This is a genomic window from Cupriavidus sp. 05L310 (genome assembly GCF_056398185.1).
Window position 1 is genome coordinate 51,248 of record NZ_JBFTOX010000030.1, and the last position, 26,992, is coordinate 78,239.

Sequence of the window (26,992 nt, forward strand, 5' to 3'; positions counted from 1 at the left end):
TCAAGGCCGTGAGACTGTGTACGTTTTCCTCGGCGGACGTGGCGAGCCATGTGGGGCTCTCGCTTTCGGGCGGCCGCGTGCTGGACGTGACCGCTTCCTTTTCAGGGGACGCGCGCTTCGCTTCCCTGCTGGCGCTGATCGAGCATCAGGATGAGACGCTGCCGGCCATTCGGAAACTGGCGGCGGAAGGCGCCGGGGCGGGCCGCGCGCCGGGGGTCCATGCGCTGGGGGAGGTCCGGCTCCAGGTTCCTTACCGTCCCCCGCAGATCCGTTGCTTCAGCGTGTACGAGCAGCATCTCAGCAATGCATTCCGGCAGGTCATGGCGCATGGCGTCAGCCCGCTGACAGGTTTGCTGATGCGCATGCTGGGCGCGGGCGAAGTCCCGAAGGCCTTCTTTGAGACGCCCATGTACTACAAAGGCGCGCGCCTCAATCTTTCCGGTCACGGGGACAGGGTGCGCCGGCCCGCGCCGGGCACCAGGCTGGACTACGAGGCCGAGCTTGGGGTCATCGTCGGGCGTCCGGGCAAGAACATCGACAGCGCGGCGGCGATGTCGCACGTGTTCGGCTACGTGATCTTCAACGACTTCTCCGAACGCGCGCAGCTGATGAAGGAGATGCGCGCCCGGCCCAGCGCGGGCCCGGCCAAGGGCAAGGACTTCGATGGCAGCAACAGTCTCGGCGCCTGGGTCGTCACCGCGGATGAGATCGGCGACCCGCATGCGCTCGACGTCATCGTGCGCGTCAACGGTGAGGTGCGCGGCAAAGGCAGCACCTCGGGGATGACCCATCGCATCGACCGCATCGTCAGCTATGCATCGTCCAACGAGACCCTGCACGGTGGCGAGCTGCTCGCCACCGGATGCGTGCCGAACTGCGCCGGCATCGAGCAGTGGCGCTTCCTGCACGACGGCGATCGGGTCGAGGTTGAAATCGCCGGACTTGGCGTCCTGACCAATCTGATCACCGGCCACTGATCGCATCAAGCCCCCCCGCGAGGAGGCAGAGACATTCCCGCGGCCATAACAATGACAATGGAGACAGCAGTGAATTCGAAACAGTGGATCGTCACGTCCGCGGCAGCACTGTGCCCCGCGCTTGCGCTTGCCGACAACGGCTACTTCCAGATTGGCTACGGCGCCGAAGCGCGCGGCGTGGCCGGTGCCGCCGCCGCATCGACGCGCGATGCGTTTGGCGGCGCCAGCAATCCCGCTACCACGGTATGGGCCGGCAACCGCTTCGACGGCAACCTGATCGCCACCAACGGCCGGACCAGCATGAGCCGCTCGGCGGGCCTGCCGCCGCCATTGACCGGCGTGCTCGACACCCGCGCGGATAGCGCGAACCGCTGGGTGCCGCTTGCCGACATGGCGGTCAGCAAGATGATCGGTCCCGACCTGTCGCTGAGCCTCGTCGGCTATAGCAATGGCGCGGGCACCTACTTCACGGGCAGCGCCACAACCTGCCTCGCACCGCCGCCGGCGGCGCCCGGCGCCACCTACCGTGGCAATGTGCTATGCGGCAACGGCAGGGCCACCACCACCATCCAGCAGTTGACGATAGCGCCAACGGTATCCGCACGGGTTTCCGATACGGTCTCGGTCGGCTTCTCGCTATTGATCGCGGCCCAGTTGTTCAGTGCCGAGGGTTTGCAGGCGCTGGCCCCGCAATCGGCGGCGCCGGACCACCTGACCAACCAGGGCACGGCGTCCTCGTTCGGCGTGGGGATGCGCATCGGTTCCTACTGGCGTGCCAGCGATACGCTCAGCTTCGGCGCGGCGTACTCGCCCCGTATCCGGATGGGACGGCTCACGGAATATGAGGGCTTGCTGGCGGACCAGGGCCGCCTGGATATTCCGGAGAACATGCTGGCCGGCATGCAGTGGTCGCCCACGCCCGACCTGTCCTTTCTCTTCGACTACCAGCGCATCAACTATTCGGGAACGTCCGGGCTCGGCAATCGCCCCTTCGACGGCACCGCCTTGCGCGGCAGCGGCGGCGGCCCGGGCAATGGGTGGAAGGACATGAATGTCTTCAAGCTCGGTGTGCGCTACCAGGTGACCCCCGCCTTGCACGTGTCGGGGGGCGTTTCACTAAACAGTGCGGCCTACGCGGATGAGGACACGGCCAGCAACGTCACCTCGCCTGCCACGTTCCGCCGGCACTACACGCTCGGACTTGGCTATGCGACCGGGCCGAACAGCAAATGGTCGGTCTTCTACTCCTTGTCTCCCGGCTACACCACCACCGGCAGCTCGGCACTGGGTTCGGCCGTTGCCACACAACTTTCAGGCAATCCCACGGTAGCCGGCCGGGAAACCCTGTCGACGCGGCAGCAGAGCATCGGCGTGCAGTACTCGCAGCGCTTCTGATTGCCATCGATACCTTAATCATTCATCACGGAGTTCGTTTCGATGACGGCTTGTCTTATTCCGCGTGCCAGCGGTAACCGGGTACTCACAGGCGGTCAGCCATGAACGCGCGCACGGAGCCAACGGCGTTGCCGTCGCCCCGGCTGGACGACCGCTTCGAGCAACTCGCCGGCAAGGTCTTCCTCACCGGCAACCAGGCGATCCTGCGCATCGCGCTGGACCAGCGCCGCATCGATGCGCGCCTGGGCAAGAATACCGGGGGCTTTATCTCCGGCTACCGCGGATCGCCGCTGGGGCGGCTCGACATGGAGCTGTGGCGCATCCAGCCGTTGCTGCAGGCAATGAACGTGCGCTTCCAGCCCGGCGTCAACGAGGACCTGGCCGCCACTGCCATCTGGGGCACGCAATACGTCGGCACTTTTCCCGGCGCCACGGTGGAAGGCGTGTTTGGCATCTGGTACGGCAAGGGTCCGGGCGTCGATCGCAGCGGCGATCCGCTGAAGCACGGCAACCTGGCCGGCACCAGTGCCGCCGGCGGCGTGCTGGTCCTGGCGGGCGACGACCATAGCGCGAAGTCGTCGACCACCGCGCACCAGTCTGACTTCTCGCTGATCGCGGCAGGCATTCCGGTGCTGTACCCGGCGAACGTCCAGGACATCATCGACTTCGGCTTGCGGGGGATCGAGATGTCGCGCCACAGCGGATGCTGGGTGGGCATGAAGCTTGTGACAGACGTGGTGGAATCCGCCAGCGAAGTCGAGGTGGGGCAGCACGGCCCGATCGGTGCATTGCCCGCTGTCAACGGGCCCCTGCATATTCGCGCCTTCGAAATGGCGCCGGTCGCGGAAGAGCGGCTGTACGTGCACAAGCTGCCGGCAGCCGTCCAGTTCGCCAGGGCGGCGGGGCTCAACCGGCTCGTGTGGCCTGCCCCGGCCGCGCGCGTGGGCATCGTCACCGCCGGCAAATCCTACGCCGATACGATGCAAGCCTTGCAGCGGCTCGGCATCGACGCTGCCAGTCCGCACGGCGCGTCGCTGCGCGTATTGAAGATCGGCATGGTATGGCCGCTCGAAGACGAAATCGTGCGCGCCTTCGCCCAGGGTCTCGACACCATCCTGGTGATCGAGGAGAAGCGGCCGCTGCTCGAGTCGCAACTGAAATCCATCCTCTTCGATGCGCGCATGGCGCGGGCGCCCGTGGTGCGTGGCAAGTTCGACGGGGCGCCTGAGTGGTCCGCGTCGCGGGGCGCCCCGGTGCTGCCCATCTGCAATGAACTGACGGTGCTCCAGATCGCCGAAGCCATCCACCGGCTGCTGGGATTGCCGGCGCAGGCCGTGGCGGATGCGAATGCGCCATTGACGAGCGCGGCGGAACCTGCCGCGCCGCTGCGCCGGCCGAGCTTTTGCGCGGGTTGCCCGCATAACACGTCCACCAGGCTGCCGGACGGCAGCAGGGCGCTGGCAGGCATCGGCTGCCACACCATTGCCATGCTGAACGACCCGAAGAAGACGCACACCGTCTCGCACATGGGTGGCGAGGGGATGATGTGGATGGGGCAGGCGCCGTTCACGAACGAGCCCCATGTCTTCGCCAACATGGGCGACGGGACTTACTTCCATTCCGGCTATCTGGCGATCCGCCAGGCGCTGGCAGCCAATCTGCGGATGACCTATAAGCTGTTGTTCAACGGCTTTGTCTCCATGACGGGCGGCCAGCCGGTCGACGGTGAGCTGAGCGTCGACAAGGCTGTCGCCCAGTTGCGCGCGGAGGGGATCAGGAAGCTCGTCGTGGTCACGGATGACGTGACGGCTTACGACCAGCGCCGCCGCGCAGCGCTGGACGTGCCGGTATACGACCGCGCGGCGCTGGAGGCCGTGCAGCGCGAGCTGCGCGAATTCGCCGGGCTGTCGGTGCTCATCTACGACCAGGCCTGCGCCACGGAGGCGCGGCGGCTGCGCAAGCGCGGCAAGCTGCCCGACCCGCCGGTGCGGACCTATATCGACCCCGAAGTCTGCGAGGGCTGCGGCGATTGCGGCGACCAGTCCGGATGCCTGGCCATCGAGCCGCTGGAGACGGCGCTGGGCCGCAAGCGGCAGATCAACCAGTCGTCGTGCAACAAGGACATGTCGTGCGTGCGCGGCTTTTGCCCGAGCTTCGTGACGCTCGACGGGGCAAAGCCGCGCCGGCCTGAAGCCAGGGGCGGCACGCCAGGCGAACTGAAGATTCCCGCGCTGCCGGACCCCGCCATCCCGGGCGATTTCGAACCGGCGTCGATCCTGGTGGCGGGCATCGGCGGCACCGGCGTCGTGACCATTGGCGCCGTGCTGACCATGGCGGCGCACCTGGATGGCAAGGCCGGCAGTTCACTGGACATCACCGGACTATCCCAGAAGTACGGTGCGGTCGGGTCGCATATCCGGATTGCCCCCAGCGCGGAACTGCTGCACGCCGCGCGCATCGGCAGCGGCGAAGCCGATGTCCTGCTGGGATGCGACCTGATCGTCGCGGCCGGCGCCGACGCCCTGTCGCGGTTGCGTCCGGGGCTGGCGCGCGCCTTCGTCAATACCGAGATCGTTCCCACCAGTGACTTCACCAGCCAGCCGGACTGGTCGGCCAATGAGACAGGTCTCAGGCAGCGGCTGACCGCGGCACTGGGCGGGCGAACCGAATTTATCGACGTGGCGGCGCTGGCGCGGCAACTCCTTGGCGATGCCATTCTCTCGAACATGCTTTTGCTTGGCTACGCCTGGCAGAAGGGCGCGATCCCGGTGCGGCGGCCCGCGATGGAGAAGGCCATCGAACTCAACGGGGTGGTGGCCGCCACCAACCAGAAGGCGTTCGCGCTAGGCCGGTGGCTCGCGCATGACAACGCGGCGGTACTGCGGCTGCTGGCGCCCGTGCAGGTGGTCCGGATGCAGATGACGGCGGGCGGATCGCTGGCCGGGCTGATCGAGGACCGGGCCCGGCGACTTGTCGGCTATCAGAACACGGCGCTTGCCGATCGCTACCGCAAGCGGATCGCGGCGGTCCAGCGCACGCTGGCAGGCCGCAGCGACGCCGAGGCCCTGGTCCGTCAGGTGGCGACGCAGTACTTTCGCGTGCTTGCGGTCAAGGACGAGTTCGAGGTGGCGCGCTTGTATGCCAGGCCCGAGTTCCTGCAGTCCCTGCGCGATGCGTTCGAAGGCGAGTTCAAGATTGGCTTCCATCTGGCGGGCGGCCCCTTCGGCAAGCTGGACAAACTTACCGGAAAGGTCAGCAAGACACGCGTTGGCGGCTGGATACGTCCCATGTTCCGCATGCTGGCCGGCGTGCGCTTCCTGCGTGGCAGTTGGCTCGACCCGTTCGCACGCGGCGCGGAGGCGGTACTGAATCGCCGCGTGCGCGATGCCTACGAAGAAGACCTCGACGCGATTGAACAGGTGGCGGTGCAATGGCCCGCGGAGCGCTTGCGGGAACTGCTGGCCTGGCCCGCCAGCGTGCGCGGGTATGGGCATGTCCGGGAACGGCAGGCGCAGTCCGGCTTCGCCAGGCGGGACAAGGCCCGCTCGAACCCATTTCCCGACGAGGAAGCATCTTGAACAAAGTCATCATCACCTGCGCCATTACCGGGTCCATCCACACGCCATCCATGTCGCCCCATCTGCCTGTCACGCCTGAGGACATTGCAGCGAGCGCGATTGGCGCCGCGCAGGCCGGCGCCGCCATCGTTCACCTCCACGCGCGCGATCCCGGCGATGGACGTCCTTCGCAGGACCCGGCGCTATTTCGCCGGTTCGCACCGGCCATCAAGGCGGCTTCGGATGTGGTGATCAACCTGACCACGGGCGGCGCGCCGACGATGAGCGTCGAGGAGCGGCTGCAGCCCGCGCTGCAGTTGCGGCCGGAACTCGCGTCCCTCAATATGGGCACGATGAACTTCGGCCTGTACGAATTGCTGGACCGCTTCAAGGACCTCAGGCACGAGTGGGAGCGTCCCTACCTGGAGCGAAGCTACGACGGCATCTTCAGGAACACGTTCAAGGACATCGCATACATTCTCCAGTCCTGCAGTGAAAACCAGACGCGGTTCGAGATCGAGTGCTACGACATCGGGCACCTCTACACGGCGGCCCACTTCCTCGATCGCGCGCTCCTGACGCCACCGCTGCTGATTCAGTCCGTGTTCGGGCTGCGGGGCGGCATCGGTGCGCACGTCGAGGACCTGATGCACATGCGCCGCACTGCGGACCGGCTGTTCGGCAGTGACTACGTCTGGTCGGTGCTGGGCGCCGGACGGCATCAGATGCCGCTGGCGGCGATTTCCGCGTCGGTCGGCGGCAATGTGCGCGTCGGGCTGGAGGATTCCCTGTGGGATGGCCCCGGCAGGCTCGCGCACAGCAATGCCGCGCAGGTACTGCGGGCGCGCAGTGTGATCGAGGCGCTGTCGCTCGAGGTCGCCACGCCGGAAGAAGCGCGGTCGCTGCTGAAACTGAAGGGGCGCAATAACGTCGGCTTCTGAAGCGGAAGGTGGTCCGGATCAACGCGTGCCGGGCCTCGTTCGAAGCTTGCAAGCAAGGGTATGGAAGGGGGTGGACAAAGGATCCACCTTCTCCAATTTCATCGGAATCCTGGTTTGTGCTCAATCCGTCTCATCGATATAATTCACCGGCAATGCCGCCCGACCGGGGCATTTCATTCTTATATCCATTGAGCTGGAGCATTTAATGTTGTTGATTTGGCAAGGTTTAGGTTTTCTCGTTGTCATCGTTCCGCTTGCCGTCATGCTTGTCATGAGCCTGCTGGGCTCGGTGCTGAATCTTTCCAACGTGGCGACGATTGTCGTTGCACTGATGTTGTCCGCCGTGGCCGTCTTCTATCTCGGGCGCCGCCTCAACTCCCGCCCCGGGCGCATCCTGGTCGATCCCAAGACCCAGGAACCCGTCGAGCTTCGCAAGCGCCATACGCTGTTCTGGATCCCCATGCAGTATTGGGCGGTTCCTATCCTGATCATTGCCGGCATCGCCGCGATGGCGCTGTTTACCGCTGGCGCATAGTCTCCACGGGCGGGCCGCTTTTCTTGTCAGCCCGTTCCCGCGTCGCCGGACGCCTGTCCGGCCCTGTTTTGCAAGCCGCCAACACCAATGCCGGCGGCAGATGATCGGGAGGCCGCGTAGAATATCGCTCTTTCAACCTGAACGGCGGCCCGCCATGCAAGCTTCGGGCACGCAGGGCGCGCAGGCACTTTCAAGAGTCGGCCCCGCCAAAGGTTGATGGTTTTCGTCAAGAGATTTCAAGTTGAAAAATCCGGTCAGTTACTGGCGCAATCGCCGGTTCTCCTCCGCGTTGCCTGAGGAGAGTGCATTGCATGGCGCCGGTACGGCGGCCCGGCGTGCCCGGCGCGGTATTGTCCTGCTGACCTTCGCCTTTGCGCTAAGCCAGTTCTATCGCAGCTGCCTGGCCGTGATGGCGCCCGAACTCCAGCATGACTTTGGCTTGACCGCCGCGGGTTTCGGCAGCTTGTCCTCCTGCTTCTTCCTGGCATTCGCGGTCGCGCAGATTCCCGTCGGGATCGCCTTCGACCGATATGGCGTGGGCAAGCCCACGGCCCTTCTTCTTGCCGTCGGCGCGGTGTCTTCCTTGCTGTTTACGGCCGCGCCCAACGGCACGGTCGCCATGCTTGCCCAGGCGGGGCTTGGACTGGCCTGCGCACCGGTCTTCATGGGGCTGCTGCATTTCGCTTCCGAGCAGCTCTCCGAAAGGAACTACACCAGGGTTGTCAGCCAGTCCAACGCCACGGGCATGATTGGCGCACTGTGCGCAACGGCGCCGCTCGGGTGGGCCATGCACCTGCTCGGCTGGCGCGTTGCCATGTCCTTCGCGGCGCTTTGCATGGTTGTCGCCTGCTACGGCGTCTGGCGTTTCGTCCGGGACGAAGGGCACGCCGAGGCCCGCCATGTTCCGCTGTGGCCCATGCTCTCGCAGAGCGCGAAGCTGCTGGCCATCGCACCCTTGTGGACCCTCATCCCGATGTGCGTCGCCATGTCGGCGGGCACGGCGTTCCGCAATGCGTGGAGCGGGCCCTATCTGGCCAATGTGTATGGCCTCGACTCCGGCGCCCGTGGCGTCGCGCTGGCCTTGCTCAGCGTCAGCGGGTTCCTGACCGCATTCTTCCTGCCTGTGCTGGTGCGGCGCAGCTCGCTCAAGACGACCATCGCGGCATGGTCCTGTTTCGCGATGACGGGTGCGATCTTGCTGACCATCTGGCCTGCGAGGGGCATGGTTTCCGGCGTGGGCCTGATGGCGTTGCTGTCGACCATCGGCATGCTGCATCCGCTGGTCATGGCGCAGGGGCGTGGCCTGGTTCCGCCGTCTTCGCGCGGGAGAGGTCTCGGCGTGCTCAACACGTTCGTCTTCCTCGGCTCGGCGCTGACCTCGTGGGGGTTCGGCATGATTGCCCGGATGGGCGACCTGCAGCGCTGGCCGGTCTCGAAGACCTACGCCGCGATTTTCCTCACCGCGGCGGTGGTGGTAGCGCTGGCGGTGGTGCCGTATCTCTTCAGTCCGGCGCCGAAAAGAAGCTGAGCCGCGCGCCGGCGCAAACGCATTTCACCCGACCCTGGCTATCCTTTCGGAGGCACGGTTCGAAGCGAGCCTGGAAAACAATGAAAAAACGGATTCGCCTTGTTTGCTTCGCCGTGGCGGTCACCGCCCTGGCTTATCCATCGTATCTTTACCTGTACTACGGCGTGCCTCATGGGGCCAGGGTATATAGCCCGAACCAGGCGTTCTACTATCAGAAGTACAAACTGTTCAGCTGGATGAACCTGATCCCGACAATGTCCACCCCTGGGCAGGGATCGGACAAGCTCTACTATGTGAACGGCTATGTCCGGGTGTATTCAGCCAATGGCATGCAGGTCGGCGAGACCCCTGCGTCCGGCGTGCCGGTGGCGGAAGTGCACTGGGCAGGCGATGCGGTGGTGGTGATGGACGGCCACGACGGCGGCATCATCGAACTGCCGGGGAAGTCCGAATAACCGGGGTCAGAGCGGGGCGGATATCAGGCTGGCGCGCGTACGGAACGCGCCGCGCCCCTCGCCCCCGTTCGCCAGGCAGGCGGCGATGTGGTCGACAAGACGCGGCACCCGGATCTGGCATGGCGTTCCCGGTGGGGATCAACCCACGATCAGTTTCAACCCGGCGGGCAGGGACTCGCCAAACACGCGCCCCTCGTCGGCCTCATCGAGTTCCACCGTTTCGCGCACCATGGCGATCCAGCTTTGCGGTGCGTGGGCGGCTTCCAGCCGCCGGACCACGCTCGCGCGGATCTCGGGGGACAGGTCCCTGGAGCGGTCGCCCGTCATGCGGGCGATCTGGACGGCGGCGAACGCGGCCGGCTCGACCTTCTTCCAGTCGAGCGCAAGAATCGCTTCCAGCCATTGCGCGGCGACCTCGGCTGGCACGACGCTGTGCGCGCTGCCATAGAACGGCCGGCGTGCCCCGATGCGGCCCACGGCCCACCAGCCCTGGCTGTTTTCCGAGGGCTTGCGCAGCCGGGCCAGCAGCCATTCGGCGAGTTCGATCTTGCGCTCGGCCGGGATGCGCTCAAGGGACCCGGCAAGGCGCACCATGTCGGCGTAGCCGGCCCTCGCGGGGCCGGCAGGCCGTTTATATCGCGTGCTGCCGGGCGGCTGCAGATAGAAGGCCATGTCATCCAGCAAGCGCAGTTGCGCGCTCTCGTCCAGGCCGCCCGCCGCCCGCCGCCAGAGTGTCCACCACTCCGACCAGATCTGGCTTTCGTTGACGTACTGGATCCCTTGCTCGTACAGCGACCAGAGCTGTTCGACGCGCCAGTCGTCTAGCGGGTAGCCGAACCCCGGCCGCACGCAGTAGCCGGCCAGGTTCAGCCACAGGCGTTCATGGTCGGCCGTGCGCCGCCGCCGCCGCACGCGCTCCCAGAACGTGCCGAACAGTTCGCGAAGCAGGGCGCTGTCCCAGCGCTCGCGCGTGCCCAGGAGTTGTTCCAGTTGCGCCCGCATCCGCTTGACCTCCTTGGGGCCGACGTCTTGCGAGCGCGCGCCGAAGGTACGGTCGATGGCTTCGACCGCTTGCGGCAAGGCTGCGTTTGGCATATCCGGCGTTTCAGCGGGCGTGGGCGCTGCCGTGCCGTTGGCGCGCAGCTGGAATTCGAGCAGCCATCGCTGCGAGGCATCCGCCATGTCGATGCAGTGCACCTCCAGCGTGCCGACCTCGGTCAGCGACGTGGTGAGCTGCACCGGCGTTTCCCGGGGCCCGCTCGCGCCGCGCGGCTGCACCACGGTGGCAATCGGCGGCAGGCGAACGAAGTCGCCCTTCGACAGATCGGTCAGCTCGCCCGGCCGATAGGCCGTGTCGGCGACGGAGGAAACCAGGTGGAAGCGCACCGGATGCCCGAGCCGCAGGGCGAAGGCGCGATCCTCCAGATGGATCTCGTGGCCTTCTTCCGTGCCTCGCGGCAACAGGCAGATGCCTTGCTGCCCCTGCGCGCCATCGTCGAGAACGAGGAAGTAGCTGCGCGGCGATCCCCCGCCGATGCGCGGCGCCTGGCCGGTACGGGCGCGCGCGTACGCTACCGCGCCACGGGCAACGGCTACGTCGGGGTTGTCGTTGTGCAGTACCTGCACGGGCGCACCGCGCCAGGTGCCCAGGGTGCCGGCAACGCGCCCCGCCAGCGCATCGGCGCGGAACACCCCGCCGTTGAGCAGCAGGGTATCGGGCATCGCCAGCGCACCATCAAGCGTCTGCGCCGCGCCCAGTGCCGTTTGCGACTGCGCGGCGTGCTGGCTCAGGAAGGCCGCAACGTGCCGCGTGACCGCCGGGTCGGCCGCATAGGGCAGGCCAAACTCGACAATGGCGCCCCGTGCGCGGCCGGGCCGTTCACTGGACGACACTGCGGGGAAGAATCCATCGACGATGAGCTGTTGGATTTCCTGCCGCGTCACTTCCACCGAGCGCGCCGCGCCGATCAGCCGGGAGCCCGCGCCCAGCAGCGTCACCGTGACCGAGTCCGGCGGCTGCGCGCCGAGGAGCTGCTCCTTGGCGGCGCGGCAGCGCGCGACGAGCTGCGACAGGCTGGCCGCCGACAGCCGTGTCTCCGCCGTGGCGAGACGCGCTTCGACAAGATGCGCCAGGGCGAGGTCCATATTGTCGCCGCCGAGCATCAGGTGATTGCCCACGCCGATGCGGGTCAGTTGCGGCTGCCCGTCCTGCATCTCCACCTTGATGAGGGTCAGGTCGGTGGTGCCGCCGCCGACGTCGCAGATCAGCACCAGGCGCGTTTGCGCAAGGTCCGCTTCCAGTGTCTGGCGATGATGGAACAGCCAGTCGTAGAACGCAGCCTGCGGCTCTTCGAGCAGGCGCAGGGCGGGCAGCCCGCCCATGCGCGCCGCTTCCAGCGTCAGCGCGCGCGCGCCTTCGTCGAAGGAGGCGGGCACGGTAAGCACCACGTCCTGTTCTTCGAGCGGAGCCTGCGGGAAACGGTGATTCCATGCCGCGCGCACGTAGGCCAGATAGCTGGCGCTGGCCGCCACCGGCGAGATCTTGCCGACCTCTTCGTCCGCCCCCCACGGCAGGATCGGCGCGGTCCGGTCGACCGAGGCATGCGACAGCCAGCTTTTCGCGCTGGCCACGAGCCTGCCGGGCACCTGCGCGCCCAGCGTAGCCGCGAGGCGGCCGATCACGGTCCGGCGCGCTCCGGCGCTCGCGGCATGTTGCCACGGCAACTGCAGGTCGGCCCCGTTGAGTTCGCCGGGCGCCGCGTGGTAGCGCACGGATGGCAGGAGAGGCCGCGCGGCGACCTCTCCCAGGCTGACCAGCTGATCGATATCGAAGACGCGGATCTGCTCGGACCCCGCCTCCGCATAGGCGACGACCGTGTTGCTGGTGCCAAGGTCAATGCCGACGATGTACGGCTTCATCTCAGTCAGGCATTGGGGTTGCCGCGCACGTCGAACTCGACCTTCCAGCGCTCGCCGGCGCCGCGGGGCACGGCTTCCAGTTCCAGCGTCCCGGCCTCGGTGACCCGCGCGTGCAGTTTCACCGGGACCACTTCGCCGGGCGTGCGCCCTTCGGGCGGCAGCGTGGCCTGGATTTCATCGAGTTCCTGCAGTTCCTCGGGCGACCAGGAGTCGAGCAGGGTGCCGACCTGATCCTGGCGGCGCACCGACGAGCCGAAGAAGCGGAAGTGGACGGGCTCGCCCACCACCAGGCCGAATTCCTGCGGCGGCAACGCGGCCTCGGTCCCTTCTTCCATGCCGAACGGCGCCACGCACAGCGCCTGTATGGGCGGCTCGAAGCCAGGCACGGCGGGCATCGACGATTCCACGGCGATATAGTAGGCACGCGCGGTGCCGCCACGGATGCGCACGCCCTTGCCGCGCCGCACGTAGCCGTAATACGCAGCGCCGCGCGCCACGGCCAGGTCCAGGTCGGCGCCTTCCAGCAGGCGCGCAGGCGCCGCGCCTTCCGCCGCAAGCCAGCCATTGAGCGTCTGCAGGATGCGCTCCACCAGCAAGCCCGACTTGAACACGCCGCCATTGAAGAGGACGGCGGTGGGGTGCAGGAACGTCGCGCCTTCCGGCTGCGCGCTCTGGAAGCCTTCGAGTTCCGCGAGCGCCGCCACCTGGCGGCCCAGGAACGCGGCCAGATGCCGCGTGATGGCCGCATCCTGCGCATACGGCAGGCCGAGTTGCGTGAGCCCGCCGCGCGCCCGGCTTACCGGGCGGGCCGAGCCCTCCACTTGCGGGAAGAAGCCTTCCAGGATGGTCTGGGTGAGCTCGGCGCGGGTCAGCTCCGTGCGGATCGAGCCGCCGATCAGCTTGGACCCCCGGCTCGGCACGACCAGCGGCACGGCATCCGTGGCCGGATCGGTGAGCAGCGTTTCCTTGGCCGAGCGGCAGGCATAGGTGAGCGCGCGCAGTTGCCACGGATCGGCCTGCGTGCCCTGGCCAGCCAGCTTGCGCGCCACCACATGGGCCAGCGCGAGATCCATATTGTCGCCACCGAGCAGGATGTGCTCGCCCACGGCAACGCGGTGCAGCTCCAGGTTGCCATCGCGCTCGACCACGGCGATCAGCGAAAGGTCGGTGGTGCCGCCGCCGACGTCCACGACGAGGATGATGTCGCCGACCCTTACCTGCTTGCGCCAGTGGCCGTCGCTCTTCTGGATCCAGCTATAGAGCGCGGCCTGGGGCTCTTCCAGCAGGGTCATGCGTGCATACCCGGCCGCTTCGGCCGCTTCGGCGGTCAGCTCCCGCGCGGCGGGGTCGAACGAGGCGGGAATCGTGACGGTGATTTCCTGCTCGCCGAACGGGGCTTCGGGATGCGCGTGATCCCACGCCTCACGCAGGTGCGTGAGATAGCGCACGGAGGTCTCGAGCGGCGAGACGCGCGTCACTTCAGGCGGCGCGTCGTTCGGCAGGATCGCCGCCCGGCGATCCACGCCGGGGTGGCACAGCCAGCTTTTCGCACTCGACACCAGCCGGATCGGCGTGGCTGCGCCGCGGGTGCGCGCCAGTTCGCCGACCGCGAAGTCGCGCGTGGCGTTCCACGGCAAGCCCAGGTCGCCCGGGGCGAGTTCGCTCGGGTGCGGCAGGTAGAGGAAGGAGGGCAGCAGATCGAGGTCTTCGATGGCACCCGGCGCGGTGAGTTGCGTGACCGGCAGGACACCCTGGCTGGTCTTCTCGCCGTCGCTGGCGGTAAGGTCGACGTAGGAGAGGGCGCTATGCGTGGTGCCCAGGTCGATGCCGATGGAATAGCGTGCTGCGCTCATAGTTCCACCTCGGCCGGGGCGATCACGGTGGCGTCATGGCGTTCGGCCAGCCGGGGCAGGCGGACTTCCGCGACTTTCCAGCCGCGGTGGCTGATGCTGCCGCTGAACGGCGCGCTGCCTACCACGTTGCCGGTCAGCCGGACGGCGGTGGCGTCGAAGCCGTCGGCCAGCGTCACGCGGCTGCCCTCGGCTTCCTCGCGCACCGGCTTGATGGTGAAGTGTTCACGCAGCACCGCGCGGCAGCCATCGTGCACGAGGCGGGCGGCGGCACCGATTTCCGTGTCGGAATAGGCCGCGATGTCTTCCTCGACAAAGTCCACGAAACGCGCGTCGCGCTGGAGCAGTCCCAGCAACTGGAGTGCCGCGGCCGGGCTCGCTTCCTTCAGCGCGGGGGCGGCAGGCCGCGGCCCCGGTGCGGCAGCTTGCGGCACCGGGGCTGCGGCTGCAGCGCCTTCGCCGCTGCGCAGGCGGCGCACGCCGGCGGCGAAATCGCGGTCGCCCAGGATGGTGAAGAAGGTGCCGACGGCAAGAGAGACCCTGCCGAAGAAAGATAGGTTCGAGTCGGTCATTAAATGCTCCTGGTGTGCTCTGTTAAAGGACGAGCTGTCCCCTCGCGACGCTGGACAAGCCCCGGAGGCTCATGCGATTCCGGACACCTGGGCACGAGCCGGGCGTCAGCGTCTTGTGTTTTTTGGCCCTGCCGGGCCTCTCAGGTGCGTATTTTGCCCTATTGCGCCTGCGAACCGGCCCCGCCGGTTATACAGCATCGCGGTGTGTTTCATATGGCGTTGGCGCAGGCCTGTGCTTTTCAGGCAGCCACGAAGCCTTGGCGGCATGCCGCAACCAGCTCGCGCGCCGTCTGTTCCCGCCGTGTGCGCTCAAGCGCCTGCGCCTGGCCAATGCCATCGGCAAGCGCTTGCACCGCCACAGTGCACGGGGCCTCCGGCGGCGCCCAGGTGGCGGCGAACGCGGCCTGTTTGCTGGTCCCCGGATCCAGCCCCGGCCGTGTGATGTTCACGCTCGGCACGGCAAATGCCATGGCCACGATGCGGCCGTGGAGGCTGCTGCCGGCAAAGCCGCGGCTGTGCGCGATCACGGCGCAGATGTCCCAGATATCGAGGGACCGGACGATGCCCGGCGCGGGCGTGCCCATGCGTTGCGCCAGCCGCCGGTAGCAGGACAGGTCGTCATGCCAGGGCGCGGCACCGGCGCGGAACAGCACCACGCCGTATCCGGTTGACCGCGCGGCGCGGTCGAGCTGGCTGGCGATCTCGCCGAGGGTTTGGTCGTCGCCGAAGTCCGCGCTGAACTGCACGGCAAGATAACCCTGCGGGAAGGCGTCGGTCATGCGCGCCGGCTCACCGTGGCGGACCCGCTGGCGGATGCGCTCGCCGAACAGCGCCGCGACCATCACCGCGGGATCCGGGACAAGGCTGGCCGCGATGCCGTTGGCCCGCAGGATCTGCCTGGTCCGGCCATCCCTCACGCTGACATGGGCCGCGGCCCTCAGCTTGCCCAGCACTTCCGCCCGCATGGCAGGGTCGCGCTGGTCCAGGCCGACGCCGCCCACGGCGTTGTAGATCACGGCCCGCGCCTGGGGAAACAGGCCCTGCGGCAGCACGTAAGGCGCCCGGTCCTCCACGCCCAGCACGCTGCGCGCCCATGCCTGGCGCTCCCGCTGCCGGTCGTCGAGCCGCGCGATCAGCACGTCTGCCTTGCCCGGTGGCTGCAGCATCACAGCCGCCTCCCACGCTTCGCAGCAAAGAATCTCGCCACCCACGTGGATGATGCCGGGTGCTTGCAGGTCCGGCCGCGCTGCCAGATGCAGCAGGGAATCGACCCGGTGGCCGCCGTGCGGCAGCAGGTTGCGCCGCGCCAGCCCGGCATAGCGCAGCGGCTGGTCTTTCAGCAGGCAGGTGAGGACATGGGGCAACAGCAGATCGCCGAAGTTATGGCGATCGAAGGCACCAAACAGGATGACGGGGCAACCGGCGTCGGGGGCAGGGGGCACGGGGAGGGTGAGCCAGGGATCTCATCCAAGCATAGGCGGCCCGTGGCGGGTCTCTCCTATATTAGTGAGTGTCAGCGAGCGCGCCGCCGCCATCCGGCGCCCGGGTTCAGGCATCGAGCGGCATCGCGCTGGTGCACTTGATCTCATCCAGGCAAACGCTGGACTTGACCCCGCTCACGCCAGGGATGCGCATCAACGTGTCGAGCAGGAAATCGGAAAGCGATTTGAGATCGCGCGCCACCACCTTCAGCACGTAGTCGATATCCCCCGTGACGGAGAAGCATTCCTGGATCTGCGCCAGCTCGGCGACAAGTCCCTTGAAGTTCGACAGATCCCGGATGTGGCCCCGCTCCATCGTGACATGGATAAAGGCGACGACGCCAAAGCCCAGGCTGGCGGAGTCCAGCCGGGCTTCGTAGCGCTTGATGATGCCGGCCTCTTCCAGCCGGCGGTGCCGGCGCAGTGTCTGCGCCGGCGACAGGCGGATAGCCTCGGCCAGTTCGAGGTTGGAGGCGCGTCCATTTTCCTGCAGCGCCGCCAGCAAGCGGCGGTCTATGCGATCAAGCTCAGGATTGTGCACTTTTGTTTCCCTTGTTCCTGCAATGATGAAATTTTATCTCATGATCTAGGGTTTGCCTGCGTGGATAACGAAATCCTATTTACCGGAGCGGAATATAAACTCATTGCCAGATTGACGGTACGGACAGGGAGTTGAGAGCCCACGCCGTACGTGTCTGGCGCTGCGCACCAACGCGTTGGCGCACAGCTGCCGCAATAATATTTCTCTCGTCCCCCCAACTTCCTGTTGAGCACACCATGGCCGATCTGTTTGAAAACCCGATGCAGTTGATGGGCTTCGAATTCGTGGAATTCGCCTCGCCCACTCCCAACCTCCTGGAGCCGCTGTTCGAACAGATGGGCTTCAGCCTGGTCGCGCGCCACCGCTCCAAGGACGTGGTGCTGTACCGCCAGGGCGATGTCAACTTCATCGTCAACCGCGAGCCGAACAGCCCGGCGGCGTACTTCGCGGCCGAGCACGGCCCGAGCGCCTGCGGCATGGCATTCCGCGTGAAGGACTCGCACAAGGCTTATGCGCGCGCCCTGGAACTCGGCGCCCAGCCGGTGGAAATCGCCACCGGCCCGATGGAACTGCGCCTGCCGGCGATCAAGGGCATCGGCGGCGCGCCGCTGTACCTGATCGATCGCTTCGAGGAAGGCAAGTCCATCTATGACATCGACTTCGAATTCATCGAAGGCGTGGACCGCCACCCGGTGGGCCATGGCCTGCGCCTGATCGACCACCTGACGCACAACGTCTACCGTGGCCGCATGGCTTACTGGGCTAATTTCTATGAAAAGCTGTTCAATTTCCGTGAAATCCGCTACTTCGACATCCAGGGCGAATACACCGGCCTGACCTCGAAGGCCATGACCGCCCCCGACGGCAAGATCCGCATCCCGCTGAACGAGGAATCGTCCAAGGGTGCCGGCCAGATCGAGGAATTCCTGATGGCCTTCAACGGCGAGGGCATCCAGCACATCGCCTTCCTGACGGACAACCTGATCGAAGTCATCGACAGCCTGCAGATGGCCGGCGTGCCCCTGATGACCGCGCCCAACGATTACTACTACGAAGGCCTGGAAAAGCGCCTGCCGGGCCACGGCCTGCCGGTGGACCAGCTGAAGGCGCGCGGCATCCTGGTGGACGGCACGACCGAAGGCGGCAAGCCGCGCCTGCTGCTGCAGATCTTCTCCAAGACCGCGCTCGGCCCGGTGTTCTTCGAGTTCATCCAGCGCAAGGGCGACGAAGGCTTCGGCGAAGGCAACTTCAAGGCGCTCTTCGAATCGCTGGAGCGCGACCAGATCGAACGCGGCACGCTCAAGGTCTGAAGCCCACAAGGCAGCTAGACACCGGGGCACCGAGCCGCGGACTGCAACAACACCGCCCGGCGCCCGCAGCAAGACTGCGCGCCGGCGGTGCCTGGCCAAAGCGCCCGCAACACGCGAGAGGCGCAGGCCCACATTCCAAAAGAGTGGGTAGAGACACAATATGGTTCCCAATTCCAAGAACACGGAAGAGACACTCCAGCGCGGCTTGAAAAACCGGCATATCCAGCTGATCGCGCTGGGCGGTGCCATCGGCACCGGGCTGTTCCTGGGCATTGCCCAGACCATCAAGATGGCAGGCCCTTCGGTCCTGCTCGGCTACGCGGTGGCCGGGATCATCGCCTTCTTCATCATGCGCCAGCTCGGCGAAATGGTGGTCGACGAACCCGTCGCCGGCTCCTTCAGCCACTTCGCCAACAAGTATTGCGGCAGCTTTGCCGGCTTCATGTCAGGCTGGAACTACTGGGTGCTCTATATCCTGGTCAGCATGGCGGAACTGTCGGCGGTGGGCATCTATGTCCAGTACTGGTGGCCGCACATTCCCACCTGGGTATCCGCGCTGGCGTTCTTCCTGCTGATCAACGCCATCAACCTGTCGAGCGTCAAGTCCTTCGGCGAGATGGAGTTCTGGTTCTCCATCGTCAAGGTCCTGGCCATCGTCGGCATGATCGTGTTCGGCGGCTATCTGCTGGCGTCCGGCACGGCCGGCCCGCAAGCGAGCGTGGCCAACCTGTGGCAGCACGGCGGCTTCTTCCCGAACGGCATCAGCGGCCTGGTCATGGCCATGGCGGTGATCATGTTCTCGTTCGGCGGCCTGGAACTGGTGGGCATTACCGCGGCAGAGGCGGATGCGCCGGAAAAGACCATCCCCAAGGCCACCAACCAGGTGATCTACCGCATCCTGATCTTCTACGTTGGCGCGCTGGGCGTACTGCTCTCGCTCTACCCGTGGGAAAAGGTCGTGACCGGCGGCAGCCCGTTCGTGCTGATCTTCCATGCGATGAACAGTGACATCGTGGCCACGGTGCTGAATGCCGTGGTGCTGACCGCCGCGCTGTCCGTCTACAACAGCGGCGTGTACTGCAACAGCCGCATGCTGTACGGCCTGGCCAAGCAGGGCAATGCGCCGCAAGCGCTGCTGAAGGTCAACAAGCGCGGGATTCCGCTGGCCGCGCTGGGAGTTTCGGCACTGGCCACGGCCGCCTGCGTTGTGATCAACTACTTCATGCCGGGCGAAGCCTTCGAACTGCTGATGGGCCTGGTGGTCTCGGCGCTCATCATCAACTGGGCGATGATCAGCATCATTCACCTCAAGTTCCGCCGCGACAAGCGCATCGCCGGGCAGGAGACGCGCTTCAAGAGCCTGGGCTATCCGTTCACGAACTACCTGTGCCTGGTCTTCCTGGCGGGTATCCTGTACGTGATGTACCTCACGCCGGGGCTGCGCATTTCGGTGTACCTGATTCCGGCATGGATGGCCGTGCTGGGCGTGAGCTACCGATTGCGGCAAAAGAACGCGGCGCCGGCCCTGCAGCAGAGCGTATCGGCATAATGATGACCCTGGCGGCCCTCCGGCCGCCGGCCACAACCCATTCCAGCCAGAGTATCCAATGTTCGAACATATCGATGCCTATCCCGGCGACCCGATCCTTTCGCTCAACGAAAGCTTTCAACTAGATCCGAGGACCGACAAGGTCAACCTGAGCATCGGCATCTACTTCGACGGCGATGGCAAGCTGCCCGTGATGCAGGCGGTGGCGGAAGCCGAAGGCGCGCTGATGGCCGACATGGGCCCGCGTCCCTACCTGCCCATGGCCGGCTTCGCGGCCTACCGTGACGCCGTGCAGGCGCTGGTTTTCGGCGCGCAATGCAAGGCGCGCGCGGAAGGCCGCATCGCCACCGTGCAGACCCTGGGCGGTTCGGGCGCGCTGCGGGTAGGCGCCGATTTCCTGAAGCGATATTTCCCGGAGGCGCAAGTCTGGATCAGCGACCCGAGCTGGGAAAACCATCGCGTGATCTTCGAGCGCACCGGCTTCACCGTCAACACGTATCCGTACTACGACGACGCCACCGGCGGCCTCAGGTTCGATGCGATGATGGACGCGCTGCGGCTGATCCCGAAGCGCAGCATCGTGCTGCTGCACGCCTGCTGCCACAACCCCACCGGCGTGGACCTGAACCAGGACCAGTGGCGCAAGCTCATTGCCCTGCTGAAGGCGAACGAGTTGCTGCCCTTCGTCGACATGGCCTACCAGGGCTTCGGCGCCGGCCTGGACGACGATGCGTTCGCGGTGCGCGAGCTGGTGGCGCAAGGCGTGCCGTGCCTGGTGGCGAATTCGTTCTCGAAGAATTTTTCGCTGTACGGCGAACGCTGCGGCGGGCTGAGCGTGGTCTGCGACAGCGCGGAAGAAACCGGCCGGGTCCTGGGCCAGCTGACGGGCGCGGTACGCGCCAACTACAGCAACCCGCCGACCCACGGCGCACGGGTGGTGGCTAAGGTACTGACCACGCCGGCCCTGCGCGTGACCTGGGAGCGCGAGCTGGCGCAGAAGTGCGATCGCATCGCCAGGATGCGCGCGGCGATCCACGACAGCCTGCGCGACCATGTCAGCGGCGAGGCGCTGTCGCGCTACCTGACCCAGCGCGGCATGTTCACCTATACCGGCCTGACGGCCGACCAGGTGGACCGCCTGCGCGCGGAGCACGGCGTGTACCTGCTGCGCTCGGGGCGGATGTGCGTGGCTGGCCTGAACGAGGGCAACGTGAAGCAGGTGGCGGGGGCTATTGCCAGCGTGCTGGCACCGGCTGCGTAAGGGTTGTTTGTCCGGCGTCAGCCGGAGCCCGCCGGTGGGCCAATGCCGCCTGCAATGACGGCTGCTGAATCCGTTGATTCTTGTGTGTGGCCCTCGGCGGGCCACACCACCCCGCCATGCGCAGCGAGCCGTGAAGGTGTTCCAGGCCGTATGGGGCGCTTCGTGATCTGGGAAAAGAGCGGAAAAGAGGGGGCCATGTTTGAGTCTTGCCTGAAAAATCCGTTTCGCGACCCAGGAATACCATCGCCGCTGGCACGGTTTGGACCTCAGCTGAGTAATCCCGTTCTCTAGCCGGTTGAGGGGCCATTCGCCCCTCAACCGGCGTCACGCGCCGTACCCAAACAGCGCTCTGCGAGCCAGCCAGAGATGGCTCAGTGCAACCGGTGTGTTCAGTAGCGCCGATTCCTCGCTCGCCGCTCGGTAGCGCACCTAGGTAGCGCACTTTGGTTGCGCCGATCCCTGTACGCACCTGCCCCGAATCCGCATCCATGCCAGCACGTGCCTTCATGCCGAAGTCATACTGCTTGCCCTTTCGCGTTGAATGCATCTCGGGATCGTGCCCAATGCTGCTGTTCTTCGTCGAGGTGGGCGCGCTGTTCAGCTTGGCCTTGGTGTGCCATGTGCAATACAGCCTTGATCTCGACGGCCTCCTGTGCGAGTTGCACCCGCAGCAGAGCATTCCAGTGCCGCTTATGAATGCGATACCGCTTAAGTTGGCTGCAGTCCGGATCGCGGCGCAGGACGGCGCTATCGTTAGAGGCTATTTGAGCGTACTTCCCACGGGAGCTGCAGCCCGTGGATAGGGCGTCGATCCTGGACGGGAACGTGGCGCTTCCCTGACTATCTCGCTAAAGAATTTTCCGCCTCCGCCCCGTATTCGGATTTGTCCGATATCACTGCCACCGTATATTTGTTAAAAACGATATTTTGATGGGTGGAGAGATTTTGTGGAAAATTTGGATACGCGGATACCGTTTTTTGAACCGAGATTTATCAAGCCGTTGTGGGCGTTAAGGCGTGAGCAGCAAGGTTGCACCGTTGAGGATATAGAAGAGTTCCACATTTCTACCGAGCGCCCGGCGCCGCCTCTGCGAGACCAGTCGCCGGTGCGTCTCGGGGTAGGGCGCGGCTTTCAGTATCTTGGTCATTGGAATAAATATGGTTTTATCATTGTTCCAAGTGCCACGGCAATTGGAGAGGTATCGACCGGTAGTCGGCATCTGGGACCGGTTGCGCGGCGAGGAATGATTTCAGAGCATGATGTTTACTATCCGGTGCGAAACGTTGACTATCGCACTTGGCAGATCAACCACAAGCAGGGCGGTGACTTGATTCTATATTCCGATAGAATCGAGGTTAGGCTTGTCAAGCCTATTTTTGTGGAGTTTGATTTATGATATTACATGGAGCGATAATAAAAAGGGTCAAAATTTTCATTAAAATATTTTTAATTTTTTTGGTTGCGATATTTGCAGTGCCGTATAGTTGCGATGCAATCAACAGATCGGCAGCGCACGAATGCGAGCGTGACTCCGTAGGGGGCTATATTGGTGAAACCTGCCTTCTAACGGGCGATTATGGAACGTTATTCCGTCTCTATGATGCACGTACCGGCGAATTGCTGGCGGAGTGCACATACCTTAGCCCCGAAGCACGGCGGGTATTCCGGTCAAAAGATGATGTGGTCTATGACGTTGGCGCTAGCGATGGCTCGGGCCACATAGCATTGCCGCCGACCCGATGGGACTGGCTACGGGCTAGACTCCCGTAAGGGCGATGAGGAGTCCGAGGACGTGGCGCTCCCTGATGGGGTGATAGAGCGATGGCTACGGTCCGTCGCTTGATGATTGTTGCACCACGTGGGAGCCCGATGCCCGATGCCCGGTACCAGACCGGCTATTTGCGCTCGCACTGATTGTGCCGGGATGCAGATCAGCGTCCGGGATGTGCACTCGATTATGTGTGGCTATTACGTTACTATGGAAACGTTCTCCATGTTCTGCAAATAGCCAGTTGCGGGATTTGCTCCAGTCGACAGACGTTTGCAGCGCAATGCTCCCCGCTCTTCCACCGTCCCACATAAGGATTGCTTTCATGTCACCCCGTCTTTTTCTTCGAAGCACGCTGCTCTGCGCGGTCACGCTTGTTCCGGCCGCGCCGGCTCTTGCATATTTCGACACGTTCATCAATGGCACCGTGATCGGGAGCATGAACCAAAAGGAATCGGCCGCGCTATCCAAGGCTGTTGGCAATACGCTGAACGACGGCACCGACGGAGCGGCGGTGCCATGGACCTACCCGGCGTCGGGAAAGCGCAAGCCGATCGAGGGTAATCTGACTCCGATGAACGCCAAGACCGACAAAGGCCAGTCCTGCCGCCAGTTGAGGGTTCAGCTGAAACGCGCCGACCATGAAGACAACTGGACCGGCTGGTTCTGCAAGCAGAGCGACGGGCACTGGCGCTCGCGCAAGGTCAGCGAGGGTTGAACGCCTGCAGTACATGACTCGGCTTTCTTCCTTTTGCGCTAATCCGCAAGGGCAAAGCGCGCGCGGCAAGCGCAAAAACATCAGGAAACCGCCCTGGACGAGTACACATCAATAACACCGTAGCGCGAACACGTCACCGGGCATGGGGTCCCTGGAATTGGCCTCCCGGATGCACGTCACGCGCAGGAGCCTCGGACGTGCAGATCATCAAGCCTCGGCGTGAGCAATACTGGCACCTGGCAATCGTGCTGGCAGCCATGCTGATTCCCGCGCTCGTCATGGTGCCGCTGGTGTTCTTGCAGGGAAGGCAACGCGCCGACGGCGAAGCGTTGGTCACGGCGGTGGCGATCCAGAAGCAGATGGACAACATCCTCAGGGTGGTCACCGCCAATGTCGACAAATCCATGGCGCTGCTCGGCAAGCCATGCCAGGAGGTGATCGGCGAACTCACGCGGACGAGCACCCTGAGTCCGTATTTCCGCTCGCTCATCCTGGTCCATCAAGAGAAACTCTACTGCTCTCCGGTCCTGGGCAAACTCAACGACATCCCCCTCGCCCTGGCATTCGACGCGATGACCAGCTTGCCGCCAGGGCAGCGGATCACCCCGAGCGCTGGCACCTCCATGGTCCCGGACCGGCCCGCGGTTATCGTCTCGCACGGTATTGGCGACGGTTCGGGCGTGCTGGCTGTCATTGACGGGCAGTACCTGCTGGACATCCAGGCGGCCGCCTCGTACCGCGGCCAGTTCCAGGTCCAGATCCTGCTCAGCGACTCGCTACGCCAGTTGCCGACCGGCGCGCCGTTGACGACGCCGACCGGCCCGCGCTACCGGAACAGCATGAAACTGGCCAGGTCCGCCGTCTTTCCCATCGAGGTGCGCGTCGCGGTCGCCCCGGCGCTCATCACCGCTTACCGCCATGAGCTGTGGCGTCACTACGCACCGTTCCTGGTACTGGCGGCGCTGCTTTCGGGATACCTGGCGCATCTGTTCTGCCGGCGCCGGCTGTCCCTGGTCAACGAGATCTACCGCGGCATGCGACAGCGCGAATTTCACATGGTCTACCAGCCGGTCATCCGGCTGGCCACGGGAGAGTGCAGCGGGCTCGAGGCCCTCGTGCGCTGGCACCGGCCGGGCCAGGGCCATATCCGGCCGGACATCTTTATCCCGCTGGCGGAAGACAATGGCCTCATCGGCGACCTGACGCGGCATATCTTCGACCTGGTGGCCGCCGACTTGCCGCGCCTGGGACTGGGACCGCGCGACCACATCGGCGTCAACGTCAGCGCTTCCCACCTGGCGACCCCCGGATTCGTCGATGATGTGCAGCGACTTCTGGGCAAGTTCGGCCCCGGCGGCCCACTGCTGGTCCTGGAAGTCACCGAACGCGAAGCGCTGCCGAACGACGAGCAGGTGCAACGCAACATCGAGCGGCTGCGTTCGCAGGGCGTGCTCTGGGCGCTCGATGATTTCGGCACGGGACAGAGTTCGCTGTCCTACCTTGAACAGCTCCACGCCGATTTCCTCAAGATCGATCGCTCGTTCGTCATGGGCATTGGGATGGACTCCGTCAATGCCGTGGTGCTCGACACCATCATCAGCCTGGGCCAGCGGCTGCATCTGGACCTGACCGCCGAGGGGATCGAGAACGAGGAGCAGGCCGCCTACCTGCGACAGCACGGCGTGCATTGGGCGCAAGGCTATCTGTTCGCCGCGCCGCTGGGGGCGGGCGAGCTGGCGGCGTGGCGCCACCACCGTCCCGGTGCCACTTCGGCCACCCTGGAAGAGCAGGCCATGCCCGGCTAACTGACCGGGCCCTGGCCATGGCCTGGTCATTCAGCGCGGATTACGGCGTCACGATATTGAATTCAGGCCTGAATGTGTCGAGCATGCCTGCTAGTTCGCCCATGAACTTATTGGTGTTCACAGAAAGGGTGTCGGCTCACTACCACGCGTGGTTGTAGTTGATGGAGAGCACGCTCACATCCGCGGCGCCTGCCGGCATGCTGAGATGTTTGACTTCAAGGTCAACTTCAAAGGCTTAAAGTCAAAGGCGGTTTCACCACCCCTGCGGGGCGGCGACCTGCTTTTTTGTCTTGCCAAAAAAGTAGGCAAAAAATGTACACCGGGGTACGGCTCGCTTCGCATCGCGCTGGGGTGTGGCCCGCCCTTGGGGGCGCTCCACACGGCTACACCGAAGCTCATTCGGGCGGCAGCTGTTATTCGCGGTCCTCGAAGATCGAATGTTGGGGCTTCCGAGGGCTCTGATTCTGCGGTCGCGGCTCAATGGGACATGATGTGCTCAATAGCGGAAACCGCACCGGCCACGCCGTTTTCCTCCCGCATGCTGGCACCTAGTGCCTGGGCACGGGAACGCGCTTCGGTGCTCTCGGCAAACGCGATGCCACGCGCCAGCGCAGCGGCTTGCAGGTGCTTTCCGTTCACGGCGCCGGCGGCAATGCCTGCGCGCCTGAGCCGGTCGGCCCAGAAGAACTGGTCGCCCGCGAACGGCACCACCACCGATGGCACGCCGGCCCGCGCCGCGGAATGGGTTGTGCCGGAGCCGCCATGATGGATGACCAGCGAGGTCCTGGGAAACAGCCAGTCATGGGGTGTGTCGCCCACGACATGAAAATTCGCCGGCAGCACGGTGGCGTCCGCACCACTCCAGCCCGGATAGAACAACGCGCGGCGGCCCGCAGCGGCGGCGATCATCGCTTCCAGCGTTTTCTGCCGGTCAAAACCCGCCATGCTGCCAAAGCCGATGTAGATCGGTGCCTCCCCGGCCGCGAGGTAGTCGCGTAACGACTGCGGCGCGGACCAGTCCGGCGACGGCGGGATCCATTGCCCGCAGACATGCGTGTTGCCGGGCCAGTCGCCGGGGCGGGGCAGCAGGCTGGGCGATATCCCGTACAGCATCGGGTGCCGGGTCCAGAGTTCCCGCCGTGGCGGCAGCCCGCATACGGCCGCGCGCGCCGCGTTGGTCTGCTTGCGGAACGCGCGCCACAGCAGCCCGTTGACGAAGTGATGGCTCGCGCGGTTGAGCAGGCCCGGCACCCGGTTCGGCGGCAGGAAGGGCGAAGCGAATGCCGCCGTAGGCGTGATCGGGATGAGCCCGGTGCCGATGGCCTTTACGCCGAGATGTTCTGCCGCCGACAAGCCGACAAAGGCGGCCAGCGCCGAGACGATGATGGCATCGCAGCCCTCGCCCGCCGCCACGATCGCCCGCAGCCAGGCCTCGGCGTTGGCATTGGCAATGCCCGCCAGCGCGCTCGCGGTGCTGGTGAGCCCGCTGTTCCCGGCAACGACGCTGGCGATCGCGTTCTCGGGCTGCAGGGTTCCCTTGATGTCTCCCGCCAGCGCGGTTGTCGGGACGCCAAGGGACCGGGCGGTGCCCAGGGTGGCTTCATCGGCGAGCAGCCGGGTTTCGTGGCCGGCGTCCATCAGGGCGCGGCACAGTGCCGCCAGCGGGCGGGTATCGCCTTCCGTTCCATAGGTTGCAACGACGAATTTCATGTTTTCCTGCGGCTCCTGGTGCTCGGTACGGCTGGCCGGCTCAAGCCGGGGGCGAGGGCCGGCTGCGGCACCAACTATCAGGCAAACCCTGCAAATAAGCACGATCCCGGATCCGTTCT

At 65.4% G+C, this 26,992-nt stretch carries 20 protein-coding genes and 1 pseudogene; 14 read left to right on the top strand and 7 right to left on the bottom strand.

Annotation, left to right across the window (positions count from 1 at the left end; translation table 11 throughout):
- The first annotated feature begins 8 nt into the window (after positions 1-8).
- The 7 genes from AC1DS6_RS21920 (at position 9) to AC1DS6_RS21950 (ending at position 9,388) form a co-directional block, all read left to right on the top strand.
- Positions 9-977, top strand: a complete 969-nt coding sequence (locus AC1DS6_RS21920; protein ID WP_477103073.1) for a fumarylacetoacetate hydrolase family protein — start codon at positions 9-11, stop codon at positions 975-977.
- A 69-nt stretch (positions 978-1,046) separates the two neighbouring features.
- On the top strand, positions 1,047-2,372 hold the full coding sequence (locus AC1DS6_RS21925; RefSeq protein WP_441628354.1) for an OmpP1/FadL family transporter: 1,326 nt from the start codon (positions 1,047-1,049) through the stop codon (positions 2,370-2,372).
- A 101-nt stretch (positions 2,373-2,473) separates the two neighbouring features.
- Positions 2,474-5,950 (top strand): indolepyruvate ferredoxin oxidoreductase family protein, encoded by a 3,477-nt coding sequence (locus AC1DS6_RS21930; protein ID WP_477103074.1) that lies wholly within the window; start codon positions 2,474-2,476, stop codon positions 5,948-5,950.
- Positions 5,947-6,870 (top strand): 3,5-dioxohexanoate:acetyl-CoA acetone transferase, encoded by a 924-nt coding sequence (gene kce, locus AC1DS6_RS21935; RefSeq protein ID WP_477103075.1) that lies wholly within the window; start codon positions 5,947-5,949, stop codon positions 6,868-6,870. The genes AC1DS6_RS21930 and kce overlap by 4 nt, the downstream gene beginning before the upstream one ends.
- Positions 6,871-7,075: 205 nt before the next feature.
- Complete coding sequence (locus AC1DS6_RS21940) at positions 7,076-7,405, top strand: hypothetical protein (RefSeq protein WP_441628360.1); 330 nt, start codon at positions 7,076-7,078, stop codon at positions 7,403-7,405.
- 289 nt (positions 7,406-7,694) lie between these two features.
- Positions 7,695-8,933 carry an MFS transporter gene (locus AC1DS6_RS21945; protein WP_477103093.1) on the top strand — a complete coding sequence of 413 codons (1,239 nt, stop codon included), beginning with the start codon at positions 7,695-7,697 and terminating at the stop codon, positions 8,931-8,933.
- A gap of 80 nt (positions 8,934-9,013) precedes the next feature.
- Positions 9,014-9,388, top strand: coding sequence for a hypothetical protein (locus tag AC1DS6_RS21950; RefSeq protein WP_477103076.1), 375 nt, complete (start codon positions 9,014-9,016; stop codon positions 9,386-9,388).
- A gap of 138 nt (positions 9,389-9,526) precedes the next feature.
- On the opposite strand, the gene AC1DS6_RS21955 is transcribed toward AC1DS6_RS21950, so the two are convergent.
- The 5 genes from AC1DS6_RS21955 to AC1DS6_RS21975 all read right to left on the bottom strand — a co-directional run bounded on the left by AC1DS6_RS21955 (position 9,527) and on the right by AC1DS6_RS21975 (position 16,751).
- Positions 9,527-12,307 carry an Hsp70 family protein gene (locus AC1DS6_RS21955; RefSeq protein ID WP_441628364.1) on the bottom strand — a complete coding sequence of 927 codons (2,781 nt, stop codon included), beginning with the start codon at positions 12,305-12,307 and terminating at the stop codon, positions 9,527-9,529.
- Positions 12,308-12,312: 5 nt separating this feature from the next.
- Positions 12,313-14,160: an Hsp70 family protein gene (locus tag AC1DS6_RS21960; RefSeq protein ID WP_276288285.1), complete on the bottom strand. Its 1,848-nt coding sequence runs from the start codon at positions 14,158-14,160 to the stop codon at positions 12,313-12,315.
- Positions 14,157-14,729 (bottom strand): DUF2760 domain-containing protein, encoded by a 573-nt coding sequence (locus tag AC1DS6_RS21965; protein ID WP_477103077.1) that lies wholly within the window; start codon positions 14,727-14,729, stop codon positions 14,157-14,159. The genes AC1DS6_RS21960 and AC1DS6_RS21965 overlap by 4 nt, the downstream gene beginning before the upstream one ends.
- A 239-nt stretch (positions 14,730-14,968) precedes the next feature.
- Positions 14,969-16,171 carry a polysaccharide pyruvyl transferase family protein gene (locus tag AC1DS6_RS21970; protein WP_441628368.1) on the bottom strand — a complete coding sequence of 401 codons (1,203 nt, stop codon included), beginning with the start codon at positions 16,169-16,171 and terminating at the stop codon, positions 14,969-14,971.
- 106 nt (positions 16,172-16,277) lie between these two features.
- On the bottom strand, positions 16,278-16,751 hold the full coding sequence (locus AC1DS6_RS21975; RefSeq protein ID WP_045240890.1) for an Lrp/AsnC family transcriptional regulator: 474 nt from the start codon (positions 16,749-16,751) through the stop codon (positions 16,278-16,280).
- Positions 16,752-16,987: 236 nt separating this feature from the next.
- Between AC1DS6_RS21975 and hppD the strand changes: the two genes are divergently transcribed.
- The 3 genes from hppD to AC1DS6_RS21990 all read left to right on the top strand — a co-directional run bounded on the left by hppD (position 16,988) and on the right by AC1DS6_RS21990 (position 20,871).
- On the top strand, positions 16,988-18,061 hold the full coding sequence (gene hppD, locus AC1DS6_RS21980) for a 4-hydroxyphenylpyruvate dioxygenase (RefSeq protein WP_441628370.1): 1,074 nt from the start codon (positions 16,988-16,990) through the stop codon (positions 18,059-18,061).
- A gap of 160 nt (positions 18,062-18,221) precedes the next feature.
- Positions 18,222-19,610: an amino acid permease gene (locus AC1DS6_RS21985; RefSeq protein WP_477103078.1), complete on the top strand. Its 1,389-nt coding sequence runs from the start codon at positions 18,222-18,224 to the stop codon at positions 19,608-19,610.
- A gap of 58 nt (positions 19,611-19,668) precedes the next feature.
- On the top strand, positions 19,669-20,871 hold the full coding sequence (locus AC1DS6_RS21990) for an amino acid aminotransferase (protein WP_441628374.1): 1,203 nt from the start codon (positions 19,669-19,671) through the stop codon (positions 20,869-20,871).
- A gap of 451 nt (positions 20,872-21,322) precedes the next feature.
- Here AC1DS6_RS21990 and AC1DS6_RS21995 read toward each other — a convergent pair.
- Positions 21,323-21,478 (bottom strand): annotated as a pseudogene (locus AC1DS6_RS21995) (IS5/IS1182 family transposase); the annotation flags it as partial.
- On the opposite strand from AC1DS6_RS21995, the gene AC1DS6_RS22000 reads away from it, so the two are divergent.
- The 4 genes from AC1DS6_RS22000 (at position 21,435) to AC1DS6_RS22015 (ending at position 25,163) form a co-directional block, all read left to right on the top strand.
- Complete coding sequence (locus tag AC1DS6_RS22000; RefSeq protein ID WP_441628430.1) at positions 21,435-21,674, top strand: hypothetical protein; 240 nt, start codon at positions 21,435-21,437, stop codon at positions 21,672-21,674. The pseudogene AC1DS6_RS21995 and the gene AC1DS6_RS22000 sit on opposite strands and share 44 nt — an antisense overlap.
- 144 nt (positions 21,675-21,818) lie before the next feature.
- Positions 21,819-22,268, top strand: a complete 450-nt coding sequence (locus AC1DS6_RS22005) for a DUF6402 family protein (protein ID WP_441628376.1) — start codon at positions 21,819-21,821, stop codon at positions 22,266-22,268.
- 697 nt (positions 22,269-22,965) lie between these two features.
- Positions 22,966-23,358 (top strand): RT0821/Lpp0805 family surface protein, encoded by a 393-nt coding sequence (locus tag AC1DS6_RS22010; RefSeq protein WP_441628378.1) that lies wholly within the window; start codon positions 22,966-22,968, stop codon positions 23,356-23,358.
- Between the two features lie 197 nt (positions 23,359-23,555).
- Complete coding sequence (locus tag AC1DS6_RS22015; RefSeq protein WP_477103079.1) at positions 23,556-25,163, top strand: EAL domain-containing protein; 1,608 nt, start codon at positions 23,556-23,558, stop codon at positions 25,161-25,163.
- A 477-nt stretch (positions 25,164-25,640) separates the two neighbouring features.
- Here AC1DS6_RS22015 and AC1DS6_RS22020 read toward each other — a convergent pair whose 3' ends face one another.
- The gene (locus AC1DS6_RS22020) at positions 25,641-26,873 is read right to left on the bottom strand and encodes a glycosyltransferase (protein ID WP_477103080.1); all 1,233 of its coding nucleotides are present in this window, start codon (positions 26,871-26,873) and stop codon (positions 25,641-25,643) included.
- Positions 26,874-26,992 lie beyond the last annotated feature (119 nt).

What these genes read in the sequence shown, in the direction of transcription:
- AC1DS6_RS21930 (WP_477103074.1), top strand. Translation starts at nt 2,474, where the DNA reads ATGAACGCGCGCACGGAGCCAACGGCGTTGCCGTCGCCCCGGCTGGAC.
- AC1DS6_RS21940 (WP_441628360.1), top strand. Translation starts at nt 7,076, where the DNA reads ATGTTGTTGATTTGGCAAGGTTTAGGTTTTCTCGTTGTCATCGTTCCG.
- AC1DS6_RS21950 (WP_477103076.1), top strand. Translation starts at nt 9,014, where the DNA reads ATGAAAAAACGGATTCGCCTTGTTTGCTTCGCCGTGGCGGTCACCGCC.
- AC1DS6_RS21955 (WP_441628364.1), bottom strand. Translation starts at nt 12,307, where the DNA reads ATGAAGCCGTACATCGTCGGCATTGACCTTGGCACCAGCAACACGGTC.
- AC1DS6_RS21960 (WP_276288285.1), bottom strand. Translation starts at nt 14,160, where the DNA reads ATGAGCGCAGCACGCTATTCCATCGGCATCGACCTGGGCACCACGCAT.
- AC1DS6_RS21965 (WP_477103077.1), bottom strand. Translation starts at nt 14,729, where the DNA reads ATGACCGACTCGAACCTATCTTTCTTCGGCAGGGTCTCTCTTGCCGTC.
- hppD (WP_441628370.1), top strand. Translation starts at nt 16,988, where the DNA reads ATGGCCGATCTGTTTGAAAACCCGATGCAGTTGATGGGCTTCGAATTC.
- AC1DS6_RS21985 (WP_477103078.1), top strand. Translation starts at nt 18,222, where the DNA reads ATGGTTCCCAATTCCAAGAACACGGAAGAGACACTCCAGCGCGGCTTG.
- AC1DS6_RS21990 (WP_441628374.1), top strand. Translation starts at nt 19,669, where the DNA reads ATGTTCGAACATATCGATGCCTATCCCGGCGACCCGATCCTTTCGCTC.
- AC1DS6_RS22000 (WP_441628430.1), top strand. Translation starts at nt 21,435, where the DNA reads ATGCTGCTGTTCTTCGTCGAGGTGGGCGCGCTGTTCAGCTTGGCCTTG.
- AC1DS6_RS22010 (WP_441628378.1), top strand. Translation starts at nt 22,966, where the DNA reads ATGTCACCCCGTCTTTTTCTTCGAAGCACGCTGCTCTGCGCGGTCACG.
- AC1DS6_RS22020 (WP_477103080.1), bottom strand. Translation starts at nt 26,873, where the DNA reads ATGAAATTCGTCGTTGCAACCTATGGAACGGAAGGCGATACCCGCCCG.